The sequence below is a fragment of the Streptomyces sp. NBC_01275 genome, assembly GCF_026340655.1.
GTDB lineage: Bacteria > Actinomycetota > Actinomycetes > Streptomycetales > Streptomycetaceae > Streptomyces.
This window is the reverse complement of record NZ_JAPEOZ010000001.1, coordinates 3,713,932-3,736,574: the sequence shown is the minus strand read 5'-3', so window position 1 is coordinate 3,736,574 and position 22,643 is coordinate 3,713,932. Positions and strand designations below refer to the sequence as shown.

General features: G+C 70.6%; 17 protein-coding genes. 16 read left to right on the top strand and 1 reads right to left on the bottom strand.

The window, feature by feature from the left end:
• Window positions 1-639 precede the first annotated feature (639 nt).
• From OG562_RS16380 to OG562_RS16335, 10 genes are all read left to right on the top strand, one after another.
• Window positions 640-2,817, top strand: coding sequence for a bifunctional polysaccharide deacetylase/glycosyltransferase family 2 protein (locus tag OG562_RS16380; protein ID WP_266398105.1), 2,178 nt, complete (start codon window positions 640-642; stop codon window positions 2,815-2,817).
• Window positions 2,814-3,983: an acyltransferase gene (locus OG562_RS16375; RefSeq protein ID WP_266398102.1), complete on the top strand. Its 1,170-nt coding sequence runs from the start codon at window positions 2,814-2,816 to the stop codon at window positions 3,981-3,983. Before OG562_RS16380 ends, OG562_RS16375 begins: the two co-directional genes overlap by 4 nt.
• Window positions 3,984-4,287: 304 nt before the next feature.
• Window positions 4,288-5,682 carry a NarK/NasA family nitrate transporter gene (locus OG562_RS16370; protein ID WP_266398099.1) on the top strand — a complete coding sequence of 465 codons (1,395 nt, stop codon included), beginning with the start codon at window positions 4,288-4,290 and terminating at the stop codon, window positions 5,680-5,682.
• 169 nt (window positions 5,683-5,851) lie between these two features.
• Window positions 5,852-7,003 (top strand): uroporphyrinogen-III synthase, encoded by a 1,152-nt coding sequence (locus OG562_RS16365; protein WP_266398097.1) that lies wholly within the window; start codon window positions 5,852-5,854, stop codon window positions 7,001-7,003.
• A 234-nt stretch (window positions 7,004-7,237) separates the two neighbouring features.
• Window positions 7,238-7,852 (top strand): ABATE domain-containing protein, encoded by a 615-nt coding sequence (locus OG562_RS16360; RefSeq protein ID WP_266398094.1) that lies wholly within the window; start codon window positions 7,238-7,240, stop codon window positions 7,850-7,852.
• 289 nt (window positions 7,853-8,141) lie between these two features.
• On the top strand, window positions 8,142-8,663 hold the full coding sequence (locus tag OG562_RS16355; protein ID WP_010039908.1) for a sigma-70 family RNA polymerase sigma factor: 522 nt from the start codon (window positions 8,142-8,144) through the stop codon (window positions 8,661-8,663).
• A gap of 50 nt (window positions 8,664-8,713) precedes the next feature.
• On the top strand, window positions 8,714-9,493 hold the full coding sequence (locus tag OG562_RS16350; protein ID WP_323187523.1) for a zf-HC2 domain-containing protein: 780 nt from the start codon (window positions 8,714-8,716) through the stop codon (window positions 9,491-9,493).
• 60 nt (window positions 9,494-9,553) lie between these two features.
• A complete protein-coding gene (locus OG562_RS16345; RefSeq protein WP_266398090.1) occupies window positions 9,554-12,148 on the top strand; it encodes a UvrD-helicase domain-containing protein in 2,595 nt (864 codons plus the stop codon).
• A 406-nt stretch (window positions 12,149-12,554) separates the two neighbouring features.
• A complete protein-coding gene (locus tag OG562_RS16340) occupies window positions 12,555-13,973 on the top strand; it encodes an NAD-dependent malic enzyme (protein WP_266398088.1) in 1,419 nt (472 codons plus the stop codon).
• A gap of 356 nt (window positions 13,974-14,329) precedes the next feature.
• Window positions 14,330-14,611, top strand: coding sequence for an HU family DNA-binding protein (locus OG562_RS16335; protein ID WP_004000874.1), 282 nt, complete (start codon window positions 14,330-14,332; stop codon window positions 14,609-14,611).
• A 215-nt stretch (window positions 14,612-14,826) separates the two neighbouring features.
• Here OG562_RS16335 and murA read toward each other — a convergent pair whose 3' ends face one another.
• The gene (murA, locus tag OG562_RS16330) at window positions 14,827-16,173 is read right to left on the bottom strand and encodes a UDP-N-acetylglucosamine 1-carboxyvinyltransferase (RefSeq protein ID WP_266398086.1); all 1,347 of its coding nucleotides are present in this window, start codon (window positions 16,171-16,173) and stop codon (window positions 14,827-14,829) included.
• A 286-nt stretch (window positions 16,174-16,459) separates the two neighbouring features.
• Between murA and OG562_RS16325 the strand changes: the two genes are divergently transcribed.
• The 6 genes from OG562_RS16325 (at window position 16,460) to OG562_RS16300 (ending at window position 22,448) form a co-directional block, all read left to right on the top strand.
• Window positions 16,460-17,032: a YqgE/AlgH family protein gene (locus OG562_RS16325; protein ID WP_266398084.1), complete on the top strand. Its 573-nt coding sequence runs from the start codon at window positions 16,460-16,462 to the stop codon at window positions 17,030-17,032.
• Window positions 17,033-17,062: 30 nt separating this feature from the next.
• Window positions 17,063-17,362, top strand: coding sequence for a DUF3039 domain-containing protein (locus OG562_RS16320; RefSeq protein WP_266398082.1), 300 nt, complete (start codon window positions 17,063-17,065; stop codon window positions 17,360-17,362).
• 284 nt (window positions 17,363-17,646) lie between these two features.
• Window positions 17,647-18,939: an extracellular solute-binding protein gene (locus OG562_RS16315; protein WP_266398079.1), complete on the top strand. Its 1,293-nt coding sequence runs from the start codon at window positions 17,647-17,649 to the stop codon at window positions 18,937-18,939.
• A 113-nt stretch (window positions 18,940-19,052) separates the two neighbouring features.
• Window positions 19,053-19,943 (top strand): carbohydrate ABC transporter permease, encoded by an 891-nt coding sequence (locus OG562_RS16310; RefSeq protein WP_266409295.1) that lies wholly within the window; start codon window positions 19,053-19,055, stop codon window positions 19,941-19,943.
• Window positions 19,940-20,785, top strand: coding sequence for a carbohydrate ABC transporter permease (locus OG562_RS16305; RefSeq protein WP_266398076.1), 846 nt, complete (start codon window positions 19,940-19,942; stop codon window positions 20,783-20,785). Before OG562_RS16310 ends, OG562_RS16305 begins: the two co-directional genes overlap by 4 nt.
• A gap of 31 nt (window positions 20,786-20,816) precedes the next feature.
• Complete coding sequence (locus OG562_RS16300; protein ID WP_266409294.1) at window positions 20,817-22,448, top strand: beta-N-acetylhexosaminidase; 1,632 nt, start codon at window positions 20,817-20,819, stop codon at window positions 22,446-22,448.
• The last annotated feature ends 195 nt before the right edge of the window (window positions 22,449-22,643 follow it).

Sequence of the window (22,643 nt, the reverse complement as noted above, 5' to 3'; positions counted from 1 at the left end):
CCTCGGCTCTGGCTCAGGGCCGGGCCTCGGCTCGGGCGCGGTGTTCTGCGGCCCGGCGAAAGCGGGGTCCGCCGCAGCGGGCCCCGGTCGGCCGCCCTCGGCGACCTCATGTCTGCCGTCCGACTCCCGCCTGTCCGGTCGTACCGCCTGACCTCGGCGAGGCGACCGCACCGGCCGCCTGCCGTCACCCCAGCCGGCGTCACCCCAGCCCCGTCACCCGACTTCCGCGCGTCCGGTCGTACCGCCCGACCCTGGCGGCGCCGCCTCGCCGCCCGCCTTGCTTCTTCGACTTCCTTGTTCGACCGCGTCACCTGATTCCGCCGCCTGAATCTCGCGGCACCCCGTTTCCGCCGCTCGGCCCTCGTCCCCGGAGAACGTCCTCTCATGGCACCACACACCAGCCGGCGCTCGACCCGACGGTCCGCCGTCGGGCAGCCCGCGCATTCGTCCGAGTCGTTCGGTTCGTCAGGAGGTGAGCCGGGTGAGCCGGGTGAGCCGGGTGGGCCGGCTTCCGCGTCGCACGGGAGCGGTCGGCGTTCGGCCCGCCGTTCCGCCCCGCGTCCGGCGCGGGGCCGGATACGAGGGCACGCCGCCGGTCCGGCGCACAGCTCGGCCCCGCCTCCCGGGCGCCGCCGGCTGATGCCGCTGCGCCTGCGCCATCTGCTGCCCCTCGTCGTGCTGCTCGCGATGATGGCGATGCTGATGCTGCGCGGCTATGTGCACAGCGAGATCCTCGCGGACTACCGCATCCGCCCCGAGGCCGCCGACGACCGGGTGCCGGAGCGGATCCTCGACGGCGGCCCGGTCGTCGACACCCGCAGCGGGCGGGCCACCAGCATGGACGTGCCCGCCCACAAGATCGTCCTGACCTTCGACGACGGCCCCGACCCGAAGTGGACCCCCGAGGTCCTCGACGTCCTGAAGAAGCACCACGCGCACGCCGTCTTCTTCATCACCGGCACCATGGCCTCCCGCTACCCGGACCTGGTCCGCCGCATGGTGGCCGAGGGTCACGAGATCGGCCTGCACACCTTCAACCACCCCGACCTCTCCTACCAGTCGAAGAAGCGCATCGACTGGGAGCTCACCCAGAACCAGCTGGCCCTGGCGGGCGCCGCGGGCATCCGCACCTCGCTCTTCCGGCCCCCGTACTCCTCCACCGCCGACGCCCTCGACAACGCGTCCTGGCCGGTCACCCGGTACGTCGGCGCCCGCGGCTACCTCAGCGTCTTCACCACCGCCGACAGCGAGGACTGGCAGAAGCCGGGCGTCCGGCAGATCATCCGCAACGCCACGCCCCACGGCGGCAAGGGCGCGATCGTCCTCATGCACGACTCCGGCGGCGACCGCCACCAGACGGTCCAGGCCCTCGACGCCTATCTGCCCGAACTCCAGGGCAAGGGCTACACGTTCGAGAACCTCACCGAGGCCCTGCACGCCCCGAGCGCGCACACCCCGGTCACCGGGGTCGACCTGTGGAAGGGCAGGGCCTGGGTCTTCCTCGTCGAGGCGTCCGACGACATCACCGCCGTCCTGGTCGTCGGCCTGGCCGTCATCGGCGTCCTGGTCTTCGCCCGCTTCGGCCTGATGCTGCTGCTCTCCGCGATCCACACCCGCCGTACCCGCCGCCGCGGCTTCGTCTGGGGCCCGGACGCGCCGGTCACCGAACCGGCGACGGTGCTGGTCCCGGCGTACAACGAGGCCAAGTGCATCGAGAACACGGTACGTTCGCTGATGCAGAGCGAGCATCCGATCGAGATCCTCGTCGTCGACGACGGCTCCAGCGACGGCACGGCCCGCATCGTCGAGGACCTCGGTCTGCCGGGCGTACGGGTCGTGCGGCAGCTCAACGCGGGCAAGCCGTCGGCGCTCAACCGGGGCATCGCCAACGCCTCGCACGACCTGATCGTGATGATGGACGGCGACACCGTCTTCGAGCCCGCCACCGTCCGCGAACTCGTGCAGCCCTTCGCCGACCCGCGCGTCGGCGCCGTCGCCGGCAACGCCAAGGTCGGCAACAAGGACACCCTCATCGGCGCCTGGCAGCACATCGAGTACGTGATGGGCTTCAACCTCGACCGCCGGATGTACGACGTCCTGCGCTGCATGCCCACCATCCCGGGCGCGGTCGGCGCGTTCCGCCGCACCGCGCTGAACCGGGTCGGCGGCATGAGCGACGACACGCTCGCCGAGGACACCGACATCACCATGGCCCTCCACCGCGACGGCTGGCACGTGGTGTACGCCGAGAAGGCGCGCGCCTGGACCGAGGCCCCGGAGTCCGTCCAGCAGCTGTGGTCCCAGCGCTACCGCTGGTGCTACGGCACCATGCAGGCCATCTGGAAGCACCGCCGCGCGATCGTGGAGAAGGGCCCGTCCGGGCGGTTCGGGCGGGTCGGACTGCCGCTCGTCTCCCTCTTCATGGTCGTGGCCCCGCTCCTCGCCCCGCTCATCGACCTGTTCCTCGTCTACGGGCTGCTCTTCGGCCCGACCGGCAAGACGATCGCGGCCTGGTTCGGCGTCCTCGCCGTGCAGGCGGGCTGCGCGGCCTACGCGTTCGTCCTCGACCGCGAACGCCTCACCCCCCTCATCTCCCTCCCGCTCCAGCAACTCCTCTACCGCCAGCTGATGTACATCGTCCTGCTCCAGTCCTGGATCACCGCCCTCACCGGCGGCCGACTGCGCTGGCAGAAGCTGCGCAGGAAGGGGCAGGTCGCGGCGCCTCCGGGAGAACCGGCGGCGGTGGGCGGGAGCGCGTCCGTCGGCGGCAGCGCGTCTGTGGGCGGGAGCGCGTCCGTGGGCGGGGGTGCGGCATGACCGTCACCCAGCCGGCGGAGGTCACGGCGCCCGCCCCTACGCCCAAGGGCCGCGACCGCTACTTCGACTTCCTGCGGGCCGTCGCCCTCTTCCGCGTCATCCTCTACCACCTCATGGGCTGGGCCTGGCTGCCCGTCGTCTTCCCCTCCATGGGCGTGATGTTCGCCCTCGCCGGCAACCTCATGGCCCGCTCGCTCGGCAAACGTCCCGCGCTGGAGGTCGTCCGAGGACGGCTGCGCCGCCTGCTGCCCCCGCTGTGGCTGCTGGGCGCGGTCGGCGTGTCCGGCATGCTGCTGGCGGGCTGGGGCCCGGACGCCGAGGGGCGCCCCGGCTGGTGGTGGCTCCACCTCGCCTACTGGATCCTCCCGCTGAGCGATCCGCCGTACGGCGATCCGCTGCCCGGGATCCAGGGGCTGATCGCGGACGGCTGGGCGCTCGACCTGGGCGTCCCCCTCTGGTACATCCGCGCCTACCTCTGGTTCGTCCTCCTCTCGCCGTTCCTGCTGCGTGCGCTGCGGGCCGCGCCCTGGCCGACGATCCTCTCGCCGCTCGCGCTCGCCGCCGCCCTGGAGTTCGGTGCGGTGTCCGTGCCCTTCTGGCGGCTGGAGGCCGGGATCGGCGACTTCGCCACGTTCGGCGCGTGCTGGCTGCTCGGCATGGCGCACCAGGAGGGCGTGCTGCGTCGCCTGCCGCGCTACGTGGTGCCGTCGCTCGCCCCGGCGGTGGCCGGATTCGCCCTCTGGTACGCGCTCGGCGACGGCATCCGCGAGGGGCACGACCTGGACGACATGCCGTTCGCGCAGTCCCTGTGGTCCTTCGCGGCGGTCCTGCTGCTTCTGCACCTCAGCCCGTCCTGGTCCGAGTGGCCGCGCCCGCTGCGCCGCTTCGACCGGCTGGTCACCCTGCTCAACGCGCGGGCCGTGACGATCTACCTCTGGCACAACGTCTGCATCGACGTGGTGGAGGGGGCGTGGGACCGGCTGTGGGGGGTCCCCTGGCTGGAGGAGAACGTCCCGGGGCTGCTGAACAGCCCGTGGCCGCAGCTTCCGGCGGTCTGGCTGCTCACCGCCCTGTGCGTCGTCTGCTTCGGCTGGATGGAGGACCTGGCGGCCAAGCGCAGGCCCCGCCTGTGGCCCGACGGCCACACCGGGACGCATCGGGCCTGAGGGGGCAGGAGGCCACAGGGCCAGGGGGGCAGGGGGCCAGAGGGCCAGGGGGCCAGCGGCCGGGGGCTGCGGGGCAGCCCCAGCCGTCCCCCCAGACCCTCCCGCAGTCGCCGTACCCTTGCGGGCAGTCGACCCCGCGCTGAGCCCTCCCCAAAACCTCTCACCCCGCCTCCGCCGGAGGTGAGAGCAACGTTCCCTTCCGGTCACCCCCAGCCACAGGGCGGAAACGCGCCCTCCCTACCTTCGGGACTCATCACCGCTCATCCCCCCGAACCACCCGAGCCCGGAGCACCGTGGAGGCGTCATGACAGCCCCTAGTACAGCCCCCGCACCCCCGTCCCCGTCGAAGAAGGGGAGCCGCTGGATCGAGGAGTGGGACCCGGAGAACGAGGCCTTCTGGAACGACAAGGGCGAGAAGATCGCCCGCCGTAACCTCCTCTTCTCCGTCCTCTCCGAGCACATCGGCTTCTCGATCTGGACCCTTTGGTCCGTGCTGGTGCTGTTCATGGGACCGGAGTACGGCCTGACCCCGGCCGACAAGTTCCTGCTGACGTCGATGGTGACGCTGGTCGGGGCGGTCGTGCGGGTGCCGTACACCTTCGCCGTCGCGATCTTCGGCGGACGGAACTGGACGATCATCTCCGCCGGTCTGCTCCTGATCCCCACGATCGCCGCGTTCACGGTGATGGAGCCGGGGACCTCCTTCAACACCTTCCTGCTGGTCGGCCTGCTCGCGGGCATCGGCGGCGGCAACTTCGCCTCCTCCATGACCAACATCAACGCCTTCTTCCCCCTCCGCAAGAAGGGCTGGGCGCTCGGGCTCAACGCGGGCGGCGGCAACATCGGTGTGCCGGTCATCCAGCTGATCGCCCTCGCCGTCATCGGCGCCAGCGGCGGACCGCGCGTGCTGCTCGGGATCTACATCCCGCTGATCGTCGTCGCCGCGACCCTCGCCGCGCTGTTCATGGACAACCTCGCGTCCGTGAAGAACGACACCGGCGCCGCCGTCGACGCCGCGAAGGACGCCCACACCTGGATCATGTCCTTCCTCTACGTCGGCACGTTCGGCTCGTTCATCGGGTACTCCTTCGCCTTCGGCCAGGTCCTGACCAACCAGTTCGGCCGTACGCCCCTCCAGGCCGCCTACCTCACCTTCATCGGCCCGCTGCTCGGCTCCCTGATCCGCCCCGTCGGCGGCTGGCTCGCCGACCGCTACGGCGGCGCCCGCATCACCCTCTACAACTACGTCGGCATGGCCGCCGCCACCGCCGTCCTGGTCTTCGCCAGCATGCAGAAGTCGCTGCCGCTGTTCGTCTGCGTCTTCGTGGTGCTGTTCGTGCTCAGCGGCCTCGGCAACGGCTCGACGTACAAGATGATCCCCGGCATCTTCCAGGCGAAGGCCGTCGCCAAGGGTCTTGAAGGGGAAGAGGCGGCCGCCTACGGACGCCGGCTCTCCGGCGCCTCCATGGGGCTCATCGGGGCGGTCGGCGCACTCGGCGGCGTCGGCATCAACCTGGCCTTCCGCCAGTCCTTCCTCTCCTACGGCTCCGGCACCGGCGCGTTCGTCGCCTTCCTCGCCTTCTACGCCGCCTGCTTCGGGGTCACCTGGGCCGTATACCTTCGCCGGTCGGCCTCGCGAATCCAGGCGAGCAGCACTGCCTCAGAGGCGAAGCCGCAGCTCAGCTACGCAAAGGTGTGACGCTGTGCCCATCCGGGGGGCAACCCCCGGACCCCCGGCCGGAAGCCGTTGATCGGATGCGGCGCTTCCAGGAACCGAGGCATCAGTAACACCGCGGACATCAAGTCGAACCGAGCCTGTCACGAGCCGTTGACAGGCTCGTTCGTCATGCGGGTCAGCTAGGAGAGCCATGTACGAGCAACAGCAGCGACCGGAACACGGGCCCCTCGCGGGCTTCACCGTAGGCGTGACGGCCGCGCGCCGGGCCGAGGAGCTGGGCGCGCTGCTGCAACGGCGCGGAGCGGCGGTGCTGCACGCGCCCGCCCTGCGGATCGTGCCGCTCTCCGACGACGGCGAACTCCTCGCCGCCACCAAGGACCTCATCGACCAGGCCCCGGACGTCGTCGTGGCCACCACCGCCATCGGCTTCCGGGGCTGGGTCGAGGCCGCCGACGGCTGGGGGCTCGGCGAGCAGCTCCTGGCCCGGCTGGGCGGGGTCGAGCTCCTCGCCCGCGGGCCCAAGGTCAAGGGCGCCATACGGGCCGCCGGCCTCACGGAGGACTGGTCGCCGTCCAGCGAGTCCATGGCCGAAGTGCTCGACCGGCTCCTCGAGGAGGGCGTCGAAGGGCGCCGGGTCGCCGTCCAGCTGCACGGCGAGCCGCTGCCGGGGTTCGTGGAGTCGCTGCGGGCGGCGGGAGCGGAGGTCGTGGGCGTACCGGTGTACCGGTGGATGCCGCCCGAGGACATCTCGCCCCTCGACCGGCTCCTCGACGCCGCCGTCTCCCGCGGCCTGGACGCGATCACCTTCACCAGCGCGCCCGCCGCCGCGTCCCTGCTGTCGCGCGCGCAGGACCGCGGGCTGCAGGCCGAGCTGATCGCCGCCCTCCACCACGACGTCCTGCCGGCCTGCGTCGGCCCGGTCACCGCGCTGCCGCTCCAGGCGGTGGGCGTGGACACCGTCCAGCCGGAGCGGTTCCGGCTCGGGCCGCTCGTGCAGCTGCTGTGCAAGGAGCTGCCGGGGCGGGCCCGGGCGCTGCCGATCGCGGGGCACCGGGTGGAGATCCGGGGACATGCGGTGCTGGTCGACGGCTGTCTCAGGCCCGTGCCCCCGGCCGGGATGTCCCTGCTGCGCGCCCTGTCCCGGCGGCCGGGGTGGGTCGTGCCCCGCTCCGATCTGCTGCGGGCGCTGCCGGGCGCGGGGCGCGACGAGCACGCCGTCGAGACGGCGATGGCGCGGCTGCGGACGGCGCTGGGGGCGCCGAAGCTGATTCAGACGGTGGTGAAGCGGGGATATCGGCTGGCGCTGGATCCGGCGTCCGACGCGAAGTACGCGGACGCGTGAGGCAGGGGTGAGCCTGGTGTGTCGGCGCCCGGTGTCCGTGTGACCGTGTGACCGTCACTGGGGGCTGCCCCCAGGCCCCCGCTGTCGGCCCCTGAGGGCCTCGTCCTCACACTCCCTCAGAGGAGGACCCCCACGGGCTGGGAGAAACGAGCCCCTGCTCAAAAGGCTTCCTCAGTCCGCCTTCGGCGTGCACTGTGAGGGGGACGGTCTTCTAGGCAGGCGGGTGACAGGCGCATGGCACTGGGTATGGCCACGGCCCCCTATGAGCTGCGGTTCGACGCCGGGCGGATCTGCCTCGACCTGCTCGCCACCGCGCATCCGGTCGAACGGCTCGACGCCGTGGGGCCGTTGTGCGCCTGGATCCGGGGCTCGGGGCTTGTTCCGGCGGATACCGGGTTGGGTCATGCCGGAGACTCCTGGCCGGTCGCGTTCCGTGAACTTCGGGCCGATGTGGGGATGTTGGTGCGCGGCTGGCTGGGACGCCACGACTCCGGGCCCTACGACCTTCCGCTCGCCCGCGTCAACGAGGTCGCCCGCGCCGCGCCGCCCGTCCCCCGCGCCGTACCCGCGCAGGACGGGACGCTCGTACGGGAGTTGGCCGGGCCGCCGGAGTGTGCGGCGCTGCTCGCGGCCGTTGCGCGGGACGCCGTGGAGCTGCTCACCGATCCCGCGGCGCGGGCCGGGCTGAGGCAGTGCGAGGGGGACAACTGCCCCATCGTGTACGTCGACACGTCCCGGGGAAGGCGTCGTCGATGGTGCTCCAGCGAGGTGTGCGGGAACCGTGAGCGGGTGGCCAGACATCGACGGCGTGCCCGGTTCGAGGCTTCTGTTCCCCGGCTGCCGCAGTGAATTCGACGTGATTTCGATTACACACCGTTTACCCTGACGGCTCGCCGGGCACCGGGCCCGATCTTGTCGCTGTGGCGGAAATGTAAAGAAAAAGCGGGGGACATGTGCCCCGATGTCCCCCCTCGTCACGGCACTCGCAAGAAAACTGTCGCCTCGGTTTGAACACGCAACACACCTCTTCCGTACCGGTGGTGGAGCGACCGACTGGGGGAACCCCCGGACACCGGAGGTGGGCGTGCGCAAGGATGCGGCCGTGGCCAATGAACGTGGATCGAGGGCCCGACATCGCATGTCCCAGCCCTCGGAGCCCGATGAGGAGCTGATGCGTGCTCTGTATCGGGAGCATGCCGGACCCCTTCTTGCGTACGTCCTGCGACTGGTTGCCGGAGACCGGCAGCGCGCCGAGGACGTCGTGCAGGAGACACTCATCCGTGCCTGGAAGAACGCCGGCCAGCTCAATCGAGCGACCGGATCGGTACGCCCCTGGCTGGTGACGGTCGCACGCCGCATCGTCATCGACGGCCACCGCAGCCGGCAGGCCCGGCCGCAGGAGGTCGACCCGTCGCCGCTGGAGGTCATTCCTGCGGAGGACGAGATCGACAAGGCGCTGTGGTTGATGACGCTTTCCGACGCGCTCGACGACCTGACCCCGGCCCACCGGGAGGTGCTCGTGGAGACGTACTTCAAGGGGCGTACCGTCAATGAGGCGGCCGAGACGCTGGGCATACCCAGCGGCACCGTGCGCTCACGGGTCTTCTATGCCCTGCGGTCGATGAAGCTGGCTCTGGAGGAGCGGGGGGTGACGGCGTGATGAGCGTTTACGGGGGATTCGGATCAGGTGGTTCGGGTATGTCTGGCCCCATGCAGGGATCTATGCAGGGATCTCCGAGCCCGAGTGAGCACGAGACCGTGGGCGCCTACGCCCTCGGGATTCTCGACGACGCCGAAGCAACCGCTTTCGAGATGCACCTCGCCGGCTGCGAGTGGTGCGCCCAGCAGCTCGACGAGCTCGCCGGGATGGAGCCGATGCTGGCCGCCCTCGCGGACCTGCCGGGCACCGGGACGCCGGCCATCGGGGAGTCGCTGTCCGCCCGCCCCAGCCCGCGCCTCGCGGAACGGCTGGTCGACGAGGTGTCCGAGCGTCGCGCCCTCAAACGCCGCCGCTCCTTCTTCATGCTGGCCGCCGCGGTCGCGCTCATCGTCGGCGGTCCGGTGGGTGTGATGGCCGTGACCGGCGGTGACGACGGCGGGACCAAGCAGCCCGTCGCCAGCGCCACCAACCCCGCCCAGGCCACCTTCAACACGCTGTCCGACAAGATCACCCAGACGGACGCCTCGACCAAGGTCACGGCGACCGTCGCCATGGCCGAGAAGGCGTGGGGCACCCAGGCCGTCGTCGAACTGAAGAACGTCACCGGCCCGGAGAAGTGCTCGCTCATCGCCGTCGGCAAGAACGGCGAGCGCGAGACCGTCTCCTCCTGGTCGGTCCCGAAGTGGGGCTACGGCATCGCCGACGCCAAGACCGAGCAGGCCAAGAACCCGCTCTACGTCGAGGGCGGCGCGGCCTTCAGCCCGAACGAGATCGACCACTTCGAAGTGATGACCTTCGACGGCAAGAAGCTCGTCCAGGTCGACGCGTAGCTTCAACGGGTCCCCTTCGCGTACGGTTGACGGCTGCCCAGCACGTCAGAAGGGGGCCCGGTGGCCGCACAGGCTCAGCAGGAATCCGCGGTCGACGCCGCGCCGGACTCGGTCCGGGAACGAGAGATCAGCGTCGAACAGGAACACCTCGACCGGGTGTACCAGCGCCTCGAGGAGAAGATCCACGAGGCCGAGTTCCTCATGAACGACGCGGCCAAGCGCGGCCAGGTCGGCACACCCGGGGCGCTCGCCGAGCGGGACGCACAGGTCTTCCGGGCCGGCGTCCACCTCAACCGCCTCAACAACGAGTTCGAGGACTTCCTGTTCGGGCGGATCGACCTCCTCCTCGGCAGGGACGGCAAGAAGGGGCCCGACGGCGCCTACACCGCCGTGGAGCCCGCCGAGGGCGCGGTGCGCGAGGACGGCACCGCCGACATCGCCGAGACCCTCCACATCGGCCGCATCGGCGTCCTCGACCAGGAGTACGCCCCGCTGGTCATCGACTGGCGGGCCCCGGCCGCGGCGCCCTTCTACCGCTCGACCCCCGTCGACCCGGGGCGCGTGGTCCGTCGTAGGGTCATCCGCTCCAAGGGGCGGCGCGTCCTCGGCGTCGAGGACGACCTGATGCGTCCCGAGCTGACCGCGTTCCTCGGCGGGGCCGAACTGCCCGTCATCGGCGACGGCGCCCTGATGGCCGCCCTCGGCCAGGCCCGCAGCCACACCATGCGCGACATCGTCGCCTCCATCCAGGCCGAGCAGGACCTGGTCATCCGCGCCCCCGCCGCCTCCGTGACGTACGTCGAGGGCGGGCCGGGAACGGGCAAGACCGCCGTCGCGCTGCACCGGGCCGCCTACCTCCTCTACCAGGACCGGCGGCGGTACGCGGGCGGCATCCTCATCGTCTCGCCGACCCCGCTGCTGGTGGCGTACACCGAGGGCGTGCTGCCCTCCCTCGGCGAGGAGGGCCAGGTCGCCATCCGCGCCATCGGCTCCCTCGTCGACGGCGCGGAGGCCACCCTGTACGACTCCCCGGCGGTGGCCCGGGCGAAGGGGTCGTACCGGATGCTGAAGGTGCTGCGGAAGGCGGCGCGGGGGGCCTTGGAGGCGGGGTCCGGGGGCGGTGCGAACGGGCCGTCCCGTGGAGCGGACGGTTCGCGTGGCCCGGAGGGGGCTCGTGGTGCGAACGGTTCCCGTGGCGCGCTGGCCGGCGGGCAGCTCGCCTTCGGCGACGAGGACACCGACGCCGACGGCGACACCGACCTCCATGGCGGTACCGGTGCGGGTACCGGTACGTCCAACCGGCTCCGCGTGGTCGTCTTCGGGCGGCGGCTGGAGCTGGAGGCGCCGGCGCTGGAGCGGATCCGGAACAACGCCCTCAGCGGCACCGCCCCCGTCAACCTGCTGCGCCCCCGTGCCCGCAAGCTCCTCCTGGACGCCCTGTGGGAGCAGTCGGGCGCGGCCGGCCGGCACACCGACCCCGAGCTCGCCGCCGAGCTGCGCTCCTCCTTCGACGAGGACGTGACGAGCGAGGACTCCTTCCTGGCGTTCCTCGACGCCTGGTGGCCGGAGCTGACGCCGAGGTCCGTCCTCGCGGCGATGGCCGACGAACGGCGGCTCGGGCGCTGGGCCCGGCGGATCCTCAACCCCGGCGAGGTCCGCAAGGTCGCCCGTTCCCTGAAGCGGGACGGGCTGTCCGTGCACGACATCGCCATGCTCGACGAGCTCCAGGCGATCCTCGGCGTCCCGGTCCGCCCCCGAAAGAGACGCGAGCTGGACCCGCTCGACCAGCTCACCGGTCTGGAGGAGCTGATGCCGACGCGCGAGGAGACGCAGCGCGAGCGCGCCGAGCGGCTCGCCCAGGAGCGCGTCGAGTACGCGCACGTCATCGTCGACGAGGCCCAGGACCTCACGCCGATGCAGTGGCGCATGGTCGGCCGCCGCGGCCGGCACGCCACCTGGACGGTCGTCGGCGACCCGGCCCAGTCCTCCTGGTCCGACCCGGACGAGGCCGCCGAGGCCCGTGACGAGGCCCTGGGCAGCCGCCCGCGCCGCCGCTTCGAGCTGACCGTGAACTACCGCAACCCGGCCGAGATCGCCGAGCTGGCGGCGAAGGTGCTGGCGTTGGCCATGCCCGGCGCCGTGTCCCCGTCGGCGGTCCGTTCGACGGGCGTCGTGCCCCGTTTCGTGGCAACGAACAATGGACACAGCGTGGCAACGAACAATGGACACAGCGTGGCGACGAACCATGGACACAGCGTGGCGACGAACCATGGACACAGCGCGGCGACGAACCACGGACGCGGCGCCGCCCTGACGGGGTCCCTGGGCGCGACCGTCCGGGCGGAGGCCGAGCGGCTGCTCGAGCGGGTCGACGGCACCGTCGGCGTCGTGGTCGCCATGAACCGCCGAGAGGAGGCCCGCCGCTGGCTCAGCGGCCTGGGCGACCGCGTGGTGGCCCTCGGCAGCCTGGAGGCCAAGGGCCTGGAGTACGACGCCACGGTGGTCGTCTCCCCGGCGGAGATCGCCGACGAGAGCCCGGCCGGCCTGCGGGTGCTGTACGTCGCCCTGACCCGGGCCACGCAGCAGCTCACGGTCGTCTCGGCGGAGCGGGACGTGCCGGACGCGGACGGGGTGCCGGACCTTCTGCGGGACTGAGCGGGGACCGAGCGGGACTGAGCGGGGACTGGGCGGGGGACCGCGAGTGGGGCTGTTTCCTGTGAAGTCCCCGGACGGGAATGGCGTTCGGCCATCCGTTTGTTAGCCTGGTCGTGACACCGGCTCGATCCAAGCCCCCGGGCCCAACCTTCGTCGCTACGAGCGACCACTTGCCGCGAGGCGAGCATGGCGGGTCGGTGTCATGACGTGAGAGAGGCCCACATCACCCTGTGATGTGGGCCTCTTTCGTTGCTCGATCAACTCTCGTATGGTGGAAGTTGTTTTCCGGAGTTGTTTCTCCCCGTGAACAAAACGTCCGCAATCCGGGGCGGCTACCGCGTACTCGAGGGTAGGTGCGACGATCGGACGGCAATCCCGCGACCCAGCAGTGCAGAGGAAGTCGGCCATGGCAACGGCGCCCAGCGTCTCCTACTCGATCACGGTCCGTCTGGAGGTGCCCGCCAGCGGAACGGCGGTCTCCCAGATCACCACGGCCGTGGAGTCCCACGGAGGCTCGGTGACCGGCCTCGACGTCACCGCGTCCGGGCACGAGAAGCTCCGCATCGACGTCACCATCGCGGCCACCTCCACCGCCCACGCCGACGAGATCGTCGAGCAGCTGCGCGGCATCGAGGGCGTCACCCTCGGCAAGGTCTCCGACCGTACGTTCCTGATGCACCTCGGCGGCAAGATCGAGATGCAGTCCAAGCACCCCATCCGCAACCGTGACGATCTCTCGATGATCTACACGCCGGGTGTGGCCCGCGTCTGCATGGCGATCGCCGAGAACCCCGAGGACGCCCGCCGCCTCACCATCAAGCGCAACTCCGTTGCGGTCGTGACGGACGGCTCCGCCGTGCTGGGCCTGGGCAACATCGGCCCGATGGCCGCCCTGCCGGTCATGGAGGGCAAGGCGGCCCTCTTCAAGCGCTTCGCCGGCATCGACGCCTGGCCGATCTGCCTGGACACCCAGGACCCCGACGCGATCGTCGAGATCGTCAAGGCCATCGCCCCCGGCTTCGCCGGCATCAACCTCGAGGACATCTCCGCCCCGCGCTGCTTCGAGATCGAGGCCCGGCTGCGCGAGGCCCTCGACATCCCCGTCTTCCACGACGACCAGCACGGCACCGCGATCGTCGTCCTCGCCGCCCTGACCAACGCCCTGCGCGTCACCGGCAAGGCGATCGAGAACATCCGCGTCGTCATGTCCGGCGCGGGCGCGGCCGGCACGGCCATCCTCAAGCTGCTGCTCGCGGCAGGCGTGAAGAGCGCCGTCGTCGCCGACATCCACGGGGTCGTGCACGCCGGCCGCGAGGACCTGGTCGACGCGGCGCCCGACTCGCCGCTGCGCTGGATCGCCGACAACACCAACCACGAGGGCCTCACCGGCACCCTGAAGGAGGCCGTGCGCGGCGCGGACGTCTTCATCGGCGTCTCCGCCCCGAACGTCCTGGACGGCGACGACGTGGCCGCCATGGCCGAGGGTGCGATCGTGTTCGCGCTCGCGAACCCGGACCCCGAGGTGGACCCGGCGATCGCCCGCCAGACGGCGGCGGTCGTGGCCACCGGCCGCTCCGACTTCCCGAACCAGATCAACAACGTGCTGGTCTTCCCGGGTGTCTTCCGCGGCCTGCTGGACGCGCAGTCCCGCACGGTCGACACGGGCATGATGCTCGCTGCCGCGAAGGCCCTCGCGGACGTGGTGACCGGCGACGAGCTGAACCCGAACTACATCATCCCGAGCGTCTTCAACGACAAGGTCGCCGGCGCGGTGGCCGGCGCGGTGCGCGAGGCCGCGAAGGCGGCGGGCGCGCAGGCCTCGTAGGCTCGGGGAGTGCGGGAATCCGGCCGTCGTGCGGGCGCTGTGACGATTGCCACGGTCGGTTCCGTCCCGGCGCGTCGCGGGACACGGGGCCCTTGACGGCCCTCTATCGTGGCGGCCGGGCTCGGGCCCCTCTGTTCGTGTGACCCCCACGGGTGTTCTCACGACTCCTGCGGGTGCCGGATTGGCTTTCCCGCCGCAGGTAGGGGCAGGATGCGTCTCTGGGCGCGAGTGGTCTGACGACGGACCCGGGTCCGGGGACTGTCCGAGGCCCCTGGCAGCATCGACTTCGCTGTGCCCACTATGCGGCTCCGCCGCGTGGCACGCCTCAACGGCAAGAAGAACACGGGAGTAACAACATGAACCGCAGTGAGCTGGTGGCCGCGCTGGCCGACCGCGCCGAGGTGACCCGCAAGGACGCCGACGCCGTGCTGGCCGCGTTCGCCGAGGTCGTCGGCGACATCGTCTCCAAGGGCGACGAGAAGGTCACCATCCCCGGCTTCCTGACCTTCGAGCGCACCCACCGTGCCGCTCGCACCGCGCGCAACCCGCAGACCGGCGACCCGATCCAGATCCCCGCCGGCTACAGCGTGAAGGTCTCCGCGGGCTCCAAGCTCAAGGAAGCCGCCAAGGGCAAGTAAGTCTCAGCGGTACGCCGCGGGACGCGTACGAGGCGCTGTAACGCCAGCTGTAACGCCCATGGGGCGGCCACCCGGACTCGGGTGGCCGCCCCATCGGCGTACGCGCTGCGAGCCGGCCGTCAGCCCCAGCCGGTGCTCGCCCGGGCCGGGGCGACGCGGACGCTGCCGGCCGAGCGCCTTGCCCGGCAGTTCGACCTTCGCGCCGAGCTCCGCTGCTAGCCGAGCGCCTTGCCCGGCAGTTCGACCTTCGCGCCGAGCTCGACGAGCTTCTCCATGAAGTTCTCGTAGCCGCGGTTGATCAGGTCGATGCCGTGGACGCGGGAGGTGCCCTGGGCCGCGAGGGCGGCGATCAGGTAGGAGAAGCCGCCGCGGAGGTCGGGGATGACCAGGTCGGCGCCCTGGAGCTTGGTGGGGCCGGACACGACCGCGGAGTGCAGGAAGTTGCGCTGGCCGAAGCGGCAGTCGGAGCCGCCCAGGCACTCGCGGTACAGCTGGATGTGGGCGCCCATCTGGTTCAGGGCCGAGGTGAAGCCCAGGCGGGACTCGTAGACCGTCTCGTGGACGATGGACAGCCCCGTGGCCTGCGTGAGGGCGACGACCAGCGGCTGCTGCCAGTCCGTCTGGAAACCGGGGTGTACGTCCGTCTCCAGCGCGATCGACTTCAACTGGCCGCCGGGGTGCCAGAAGCGGATGCCCTCGTCGTCGATCTCGAAGGCGCCGCCCACCTTCCGGTACGTGTTCAGGAACGTCATCATCGAGCGCTGCTGGGCGCCGCGGACGTAGATGTCGCCCTCGGTCGCCAGCGCCGCGCTCGCCCAGGAGGCGGCCTCCAGGCGGTCGGAGAGGGCGCCGTGGTTGTAGCCGCCGAGCTTGTCCACACCGGTGATGCGGATCGTGCGGTCGGTGTCCATCGCGATGATGGCGCCCATCTTCTGCAGCACGCAGATGAGATCCTCGATCTCGGGCTCCACCGCCGCGTTCGACAGCTCGGTGGTGCCCTCGGCGAGGACCGCCGTCAGCAGCACCTGCTCGGTCGCGCCGACGGACGGGTACGGCAGCCGGATCTTCGTGCCGCGCAGCCGCTGCGGGGCCTCCAGGTACTGCCCGTCGGCCCGCTTCTCGATCTTCGCGCCGAACTGCCGCAGCACCTCGAAGTGGAAGTCGATGGGCCGGCCGCCGATGTCGCAGCCGCCGAGGCCGGGGATGAAGGCGTGCCCCAGCCGGTGCAGCAGCGGACCGCAGAGGAGGATCGGGATACGGCTCGACCCCGCGTGGGCATCGATGTCCGCGACGTTCGCGCTCTCGACGTACGTCGGGTCGAGCACCAGCTCGCCCGGCTCCTCACCCGGACGGACCGTCACCCCGTGCAGTTGCAGCAGTCCGCGTACGACCCGCACGTCACGGATGTCCGGAACGTTGCGCAGTCGACTCGGCTCACTGCCCAGCAGAGCGGCCACCATGGCCTTGGGCACGAGGTTCTTCGCGCCGCGGACACGGATCTCGCCCTCGAGCGGGGTTCCGCCGTGGACAAGCAGTACGTCGTCAGAGCCGTTGACGGTCATGTATCTCGCGTTCCATGGGTGGTGGACTGGGGCTAGGGCCGAGGAGACAGCAGGGCCAGAGGAGACAGAGTAATCGCCGACGACCCCTCTCCCGTAAGCCCAGGGACCGCCCAGGGACGTCATAGCTGTGTCACAACACGAACCGTTCCACAGCGGGCACATGGGGTCACCGTGCGGCCGTCGGGGCGTTCGTGCGCCCGGACCGCATCCGTGCGCCCGACCTGCCCCTCGCCCCCGTGCCTCGATTGACTCCCCACTTCCCGGGAAGTAGGGGATCATGTCTGGCATGACCGAGGTGTCCTCGCTCACAGGGCGGCTGCTCGTGGCAACGCCCGCCCTGGCGGACCCGAACTTCGACCGCGCGGTGGTGCTCCTTCTCGACCACGACGAGGAGGGCTCCCTCGGTGTCGTCCTCAACCGCCCCACCCCGGTGGGCGTGAGCGACATCCTCGAGGGCTGGGCGTCCCTCACCGGCGAGCCCGGCGTCGTCTTCCAGGGCGGCCCGGTCTCCCTCGACTCCGCGCTGGGCGTCGCGGTGATCCCCGGCGGCACCCTGGCCGAGCGCGCCCCGCTCGGCTGGCGGCGGGTGCACGGCGCGATCGGCCTCGTCGACCTGGAGGCCCCGCCGGAGCTGCTCGCCTCCGCCCTGGGCTCGTTGAGAATCTTCGCCGGGTACGCCGGCTGGGGCCCCGGCCAGCTGGAGGACGAGCTGGTGGAGGGCGCCTGGTACGTAGTGGAGTCCGAGCCCGGCGACGTCTCGTCCCCGTCCCCGGAGAGACTCTGGCGCGAGGTGCTGCGCCGCCAGCGCAGCGAGCTGGCGATGGTGGCGACGTACCCGGACGACCCTTCGCTGAACTGACCGTTGTGAGCTTCAGTACTCTTGGTGGTTATGAGCACTCTTGAGCCTGAGACCCAGCCCCAGCGAGGCACTGGGACGGGGACCCTCGTAGAGCCGACGCCGCAGGTGTCGCACGGCGACGGGGACCACGAGCGCTTCGCCCACTACGTCCAGAAGGACAAGATCATGGCGAGCGCCCTGGACGGGACGCCCGTCGTGGCGCTGTGCGGCAAGGTCTGGGTGCCTGGCCGCGACCCGAAGAAGTACCCCGTGTGCCCCATGTGCAAGGAGATCTTCGAGTCCATGGGCATCGGCGGCGGCGACGACAAGGGCAAGGGCGGCGACAAGTAGGCCGGTCCGTCTGACCGGTCCGTCTGACCGGCCCGTCTGATCAGGCCGTCTGACCGGCCCGTCTGATCGTGTGAGGCCCTCGGGGCGCGATGTACCGCGCCCCGAGGGCCTCTTGCATGCCGTCTTGTAGGTCGTCTTGTAGGTCGTCTTGTATCTCGTCTCGCGTGTCACGAAGTGGTTGAGACCTCTTGTGGAGATGTTCATGGAGTCCCTAGCCTCCGTTGTGTTGTGCAGAGCGAAACGTCCATTGCGTATGTTGCAACGCATGTCCGGAGGAACGCTCCATGAAGCTCGCCCCCCGACTCGCCGTTCTCCTGGCCGCCGTCGTCGTCGCCGGCTGCGCCCCCCAGACCTCCGACAACTCCTCCTCCGACAAGGACGAGAAGACCGGCACAGTGCGGGTGTGGCTCTTCCAGGAGGTCGGCAACAAGCCGAAGGAGAAGGTCGTCGACTCCGTGGTCGCCGCCTTCGAGAAGGCCCACGAAAACACCGAGGTCGACGTCGAGTACATCCCGATCGACACCCGCGCCCAGCGCGTCAAGGCCGCCTTCAACGACCCCAAGTCCGCCCCCGACGTCATGGAGTACGGCAACACCGACACCGCGGGCTACGTCCATGACGGCGGACTCCTCGACGTCACCCAGGACTTCGCCGACTGGAGCGAGTCCAAGGACACCGACCCCACCGCCAGACAGTCCGTCACCGTCGACGGCAAGCTCTACGGCGCCCCCTTCTACGTAGGCGTCCGCGCCCTCTACTACCGCACGGACGTCTTCAAGGAACTCGGCCTCACCGTCCCCAGGACCATGGCCGAGCTGGCGACGACCGCCCGCAAGATCCGCGCCGCCGAGCCCGACCTGTACGGCCTGGTCGTCGGCGGCGCCTACACCTACGGCGCGATGCCCTTCGTCTGGGCCAACGGCGGCGAACTCGCCACCGGCAAGAACGGCTCGTACGCCGCCGCCATCGACAGCGCGGCCGCCCAGAAGGGCATCAAGGCGTACACCTCCCTCTTCTCCGACGACAACTGTCCCGCCGCCAAGTGCGCGGGCATGGGCGGCAACGACACCATCACCGCGTTCGCCGCCGGCAAGGCGGGCATGGCGATCGGCGGCGACTTCAGCCACACCGCCGTGGAGGCGGGCAAGGTGAAGGGCGACTACGCGGTCGTGCCGCTGCCGGGTGTCACGGCCGGGTCGATCGCGCCGGCGTTCGCGGGCGGCAACAACATAGGTGTCCTGAAGAGCACTTCGCATCGGACGCTCGCCGTCCAGCTGATGGAGGCCCTCTCCGCCAAGAAGACGCAGGCGTCGCTCTTCGACGCGATGGGCTTTCTGCCGACGTTCACCGACGTCCGGGACACGGCTGCCGCGAAGGAGCCGTTCGTGAAGCCGTTCGTGCAGACGCTGGCCGCGGGCACCGAGTTCGTGCCCGCCTCGCCCGCGTGGTCGCAGATCGACTCCTCGTTGGTCGTGCCGACCATGCTGCAGGAGGTCGTCAGCGGGAAGAAGAGCGTGGCTGCCGCTTCGAAGGAAGCGGCAAAGAAGATGGACGACGCGTTCGGCTCCGCCGGGTGACGGGGGGTACGCCCAGCGGCTCGGGGGTTGTGGAGCGTGGACGACCGCGGGGCCGTCGTGGCTGGTCGCGCCCACACGCCGGTAGCCGCACCTTCGACACAGCCCCGCGCCCCCTGGCGGGACAGCGCTCGCGCGGTCACGGAGTTCCCTGGCTCTATCTTGCTCCTGCCCTTGTCGTCCTCGCCGCCCTGCTCGCCTACCCGGTCTATCAACTCGGGTTGATCTCTCTCTTCCGGTACACCCAAGCCCAGGTCAGCGGTGGTCGGCCGACCGTGTTCCGGGGGGTCGGGAACTACGCCGACGTCTTCGCCGACGACCAGTTCTGGCAGGTGCTGGCGTCGACGGTCGTGTTCGCGGCGGCCTGTGTGGTGTCCACGCTCGCCGTCGGGTGTGCGCTCGCCGTGCTGCTCACGCGGGTGCGGGCCGTGCCGCGGCTTGCGCTGATGCTGGCCGCGCTGGGGGCCTGGGCCACCCCGGCGGTCACCGGGTCCACGGTCTGGCTGCTGCTGTTCGACCCCGACTTCGGGCCGGTCAACCGCGTCCTCGGCCTCGGCGACCACTCCTGGACGTACGGCCGCTACAGCGCCTTCTTCCTGGTGCTCCTCGAAGTGGTCTGGTGCTCCTTCCCGTTCGTGATGGTCACCGTCTACGCCGGGATCCGCGCCGTCCCCGCCGAGGTGCTGGAGGCCGCCTCGCTGGACGGAGCCTCGCAGTGGCGGATCTGGCGGTCCGTGCTCGCGCCGATGCTGCGGCCGATCCTGACCGTCGTCACCATCCAGTCGGTCATCTGGGACTTCAAGGTCTTCACCCAGATCTATGTGATGACGGGTGGCGGAGGAATCGCCGGCCAGAACCTCGTCCTCAACGTCTACGCCTATCAAGAGGCCTTCGCGTCCTCGCAGTACGGACTCGGCTCGGCGATCGGCATCGTGATGCTCGTGATCCTGCTCGCCGTGACGCTGGTGTACCTGCGGCTGCTGCGCCGGCAGGGGGAGGAACTGTGAACGCGCTGCGGGGCCTGACGGCCCGTCCCGGGCGGCTCGCCGCCGAGGCCTGCGCTCTGCTGGTCGCCGTCGTCGTCGCCTTCCCGCTCTACTGGATGGTGCTGAGCGCCTTCAAACCGGCCGGGGAGATCGAGTCGAGCGAGCCGCGACCCTGGACGCTCGACCCCTCGCTGGATTCCTTCCGGCGCGTGTTCGGGCAGCAGGAATTCGGCCGTTACTTCCTCAACAGTCTTGTCGTCGCGGGCACGGTGGTGATCGCCTCCGGGGTCATCGCGTTTCTCGCCGCGACCGCCGTCACACGATTCCGGTTCCGCTTCCGGACCACCCTGCTGATCATGTTCCTGGTGGCCCAGATGGTGCCCGTGGAAGCGCTGACGATCCCCTTGTTCTTCCTCATGCGGGACTTCGGCCTGTTGAACACCCTGGGGTCCCTGATCCTGCCTCACCTCGCCTTCTCGCTGCCCTTCGCGATCTGGATGCTGAGGGGCTTCGTGAAAGCCGTCCCGGAGGCGCTGGAGGAGGCCGCCTACCTCGACGGGGCGAGCCGTACGCGCTTTCTGTGGCAGATCCTTTTTCCGCTCGTGCTGCCCGGTCTGGTGGCCACGAGCGTGTTTTCCTTCATCTCCGCCTGGAACGACTTCCTCTTCGCCAAGTCCTTCATCATCAGCGACACCTCGCAGTCCACCCTGCCGATGGCGCTGCTGGTCTTCTTCAAGCCGGACGACCCGGACTGGGGCGGCGTGATGGCGGGCTCCACGGTGATGACCGTTCCGGTGCTGGTGTTCTTCGTACTCGTACAGCGACGGCTGGTCTCCGGACTGGGCGGAGCGGTCAAGGACTGAGGTGATCGACGTGACTTCTCCCGAAGATCTGATTCCCGCGCCCCGGCGCATCACCTGGAACCAGCCCGGCCTCAGCCGCCTGGACGAGGAGACCCGGCTGGAGGCCGGGCCCGGCACCGAGGGCGTCGCGCGCTGGCTGCGGGCGACGGTCGGCGCCGCGACCGGCTTCCCCCTGCCGGAGCACGGTGACAGCGAGTGGCGCATCGCCCTGGCCATCGACCCGGAACTGCCCCCGGAGGGCTACCGCGTCGTCATCGACGGCTGGGACCGCCTGATCCTGGGCGGCAGCGCGGCCGGCGTCTTCTGGGGCGCGCAGACCTTCCGGCAGCTCCTCGGCCCCGACGCCTTCCGCCGGGCCCCCCTGCGCCCGGGAAAGGACTGGGACCTCCCGGAGGTGACCGTCGAGGACGCCCCCCGCTTCCGCTGGCGCGGCCTCATGCTCGACGTCGCCCGGCACTTCACGCCCAAGGAAGGCGTCCTGCGCCACCTGGACCTGATGGCCGCGCACAAACTCAACGTCTTCCACTTCCATCTGACGGACGACCAGGGCTGGCGGATCCAGATCGAGCGGCGCCCCCGGCTGACCGAGGTCGGCTCCTGGCGTGCACGGACGAAATTCGGTCACCGGGCCTCACCGCTGTGGGACGAGAAGCCGCACGGTGGCTACTACACCCAGGACGACATCCGCGAGATCGTCGCGTACGCCGCCGAGCGGCATATCGCCGTCGTCCCCGAAATCGACGTACCGGGCCACTCGCAGGCCGCGATCGCCGCGTATCCGGAACTCGGCAACACCGACGTCATCGACACCACCCGCCTCTCCGTCTGGGACACCTGGGGCGTCAACCCCAACGTACTGGCCCCCACTGACAACACCCTGCGCTTCTACGAGGGGGTGTTCGAGGAAGTCCTGGAGCTGTTCCCCGCGGACGCCACGCAGTTCCCGGGGTTCTCGGCGTTCATTCACGTCGGCGGCGACGAATGCCCGAAGGACCAGTGGCGGCGCTCGCCCGCCGCGCAGGCCCGCATCAAGGAACTCGGACTCGCCGACGAGGACGAACTGCAGTCGTGGTTCATCCGGCACTTCGACAAGTGGCTCTCCGCGCGCGGGCGTCGGCTCATCGGCTGGGACGAGATTCTGGAGGGCGGGCTCGCGGAGGGCGCGGCCGTGTCCTCCTGGCGGGGCTACGCGGGCGGGATCGCCGCCGCGCGCGCGGGCCACGACGTCGTCATGTGCCCCGAGCAGCAGGTGTACCTGGACCACCGTCAGGCGGCCGGCGAGGACGAGCCCGTGCCGATCGGCTACGTGCGCACCCTGGAGGACGTCTACCGCTTCGAGCCCGTTCCGCCGGAGCTGAGCGCGGCGGAGGCGGGGCGAGTGCTGGGCACGCAGGCCAACGTCTGGACCGAGGCGATGGAGGACCACGCACGCGTGGACTATCAGACCCACCCCCGGCTCGCCGCCTTCGCCGAGGTCGCCTGGAGCGCCCTGCCCGCCCCGGCGCAGCGGGACTTCGCCGGCTTCGAGGAGCGGATGACGGCCCACTACGCGCGACTCGACGCCCTGGGGGTCGGCTACCGCCCGCCGGCCGGGCCCAGGCCGTGGCAGCGGCGGCCCGGCGTCCTCGGCCGCCCGATCGACGGCCCGCCCCCGAGCAGGTGATCGGATGACTCGTCCCACCAGGTCACCTTGCGGATAAACCCCGGCAGGATCACCGAAGAGTGGCAATTCGCGCGCACCGGTGATGCCGTATGAAAACGGACCATCTCCTCGGTGAGGTGGGCGAATGCCTCCTAGCGGACCCCCGCGTTCGGGTGTTGCGAACATGTGCCAGAGTTGCCACGTCCGCCCTGTCAG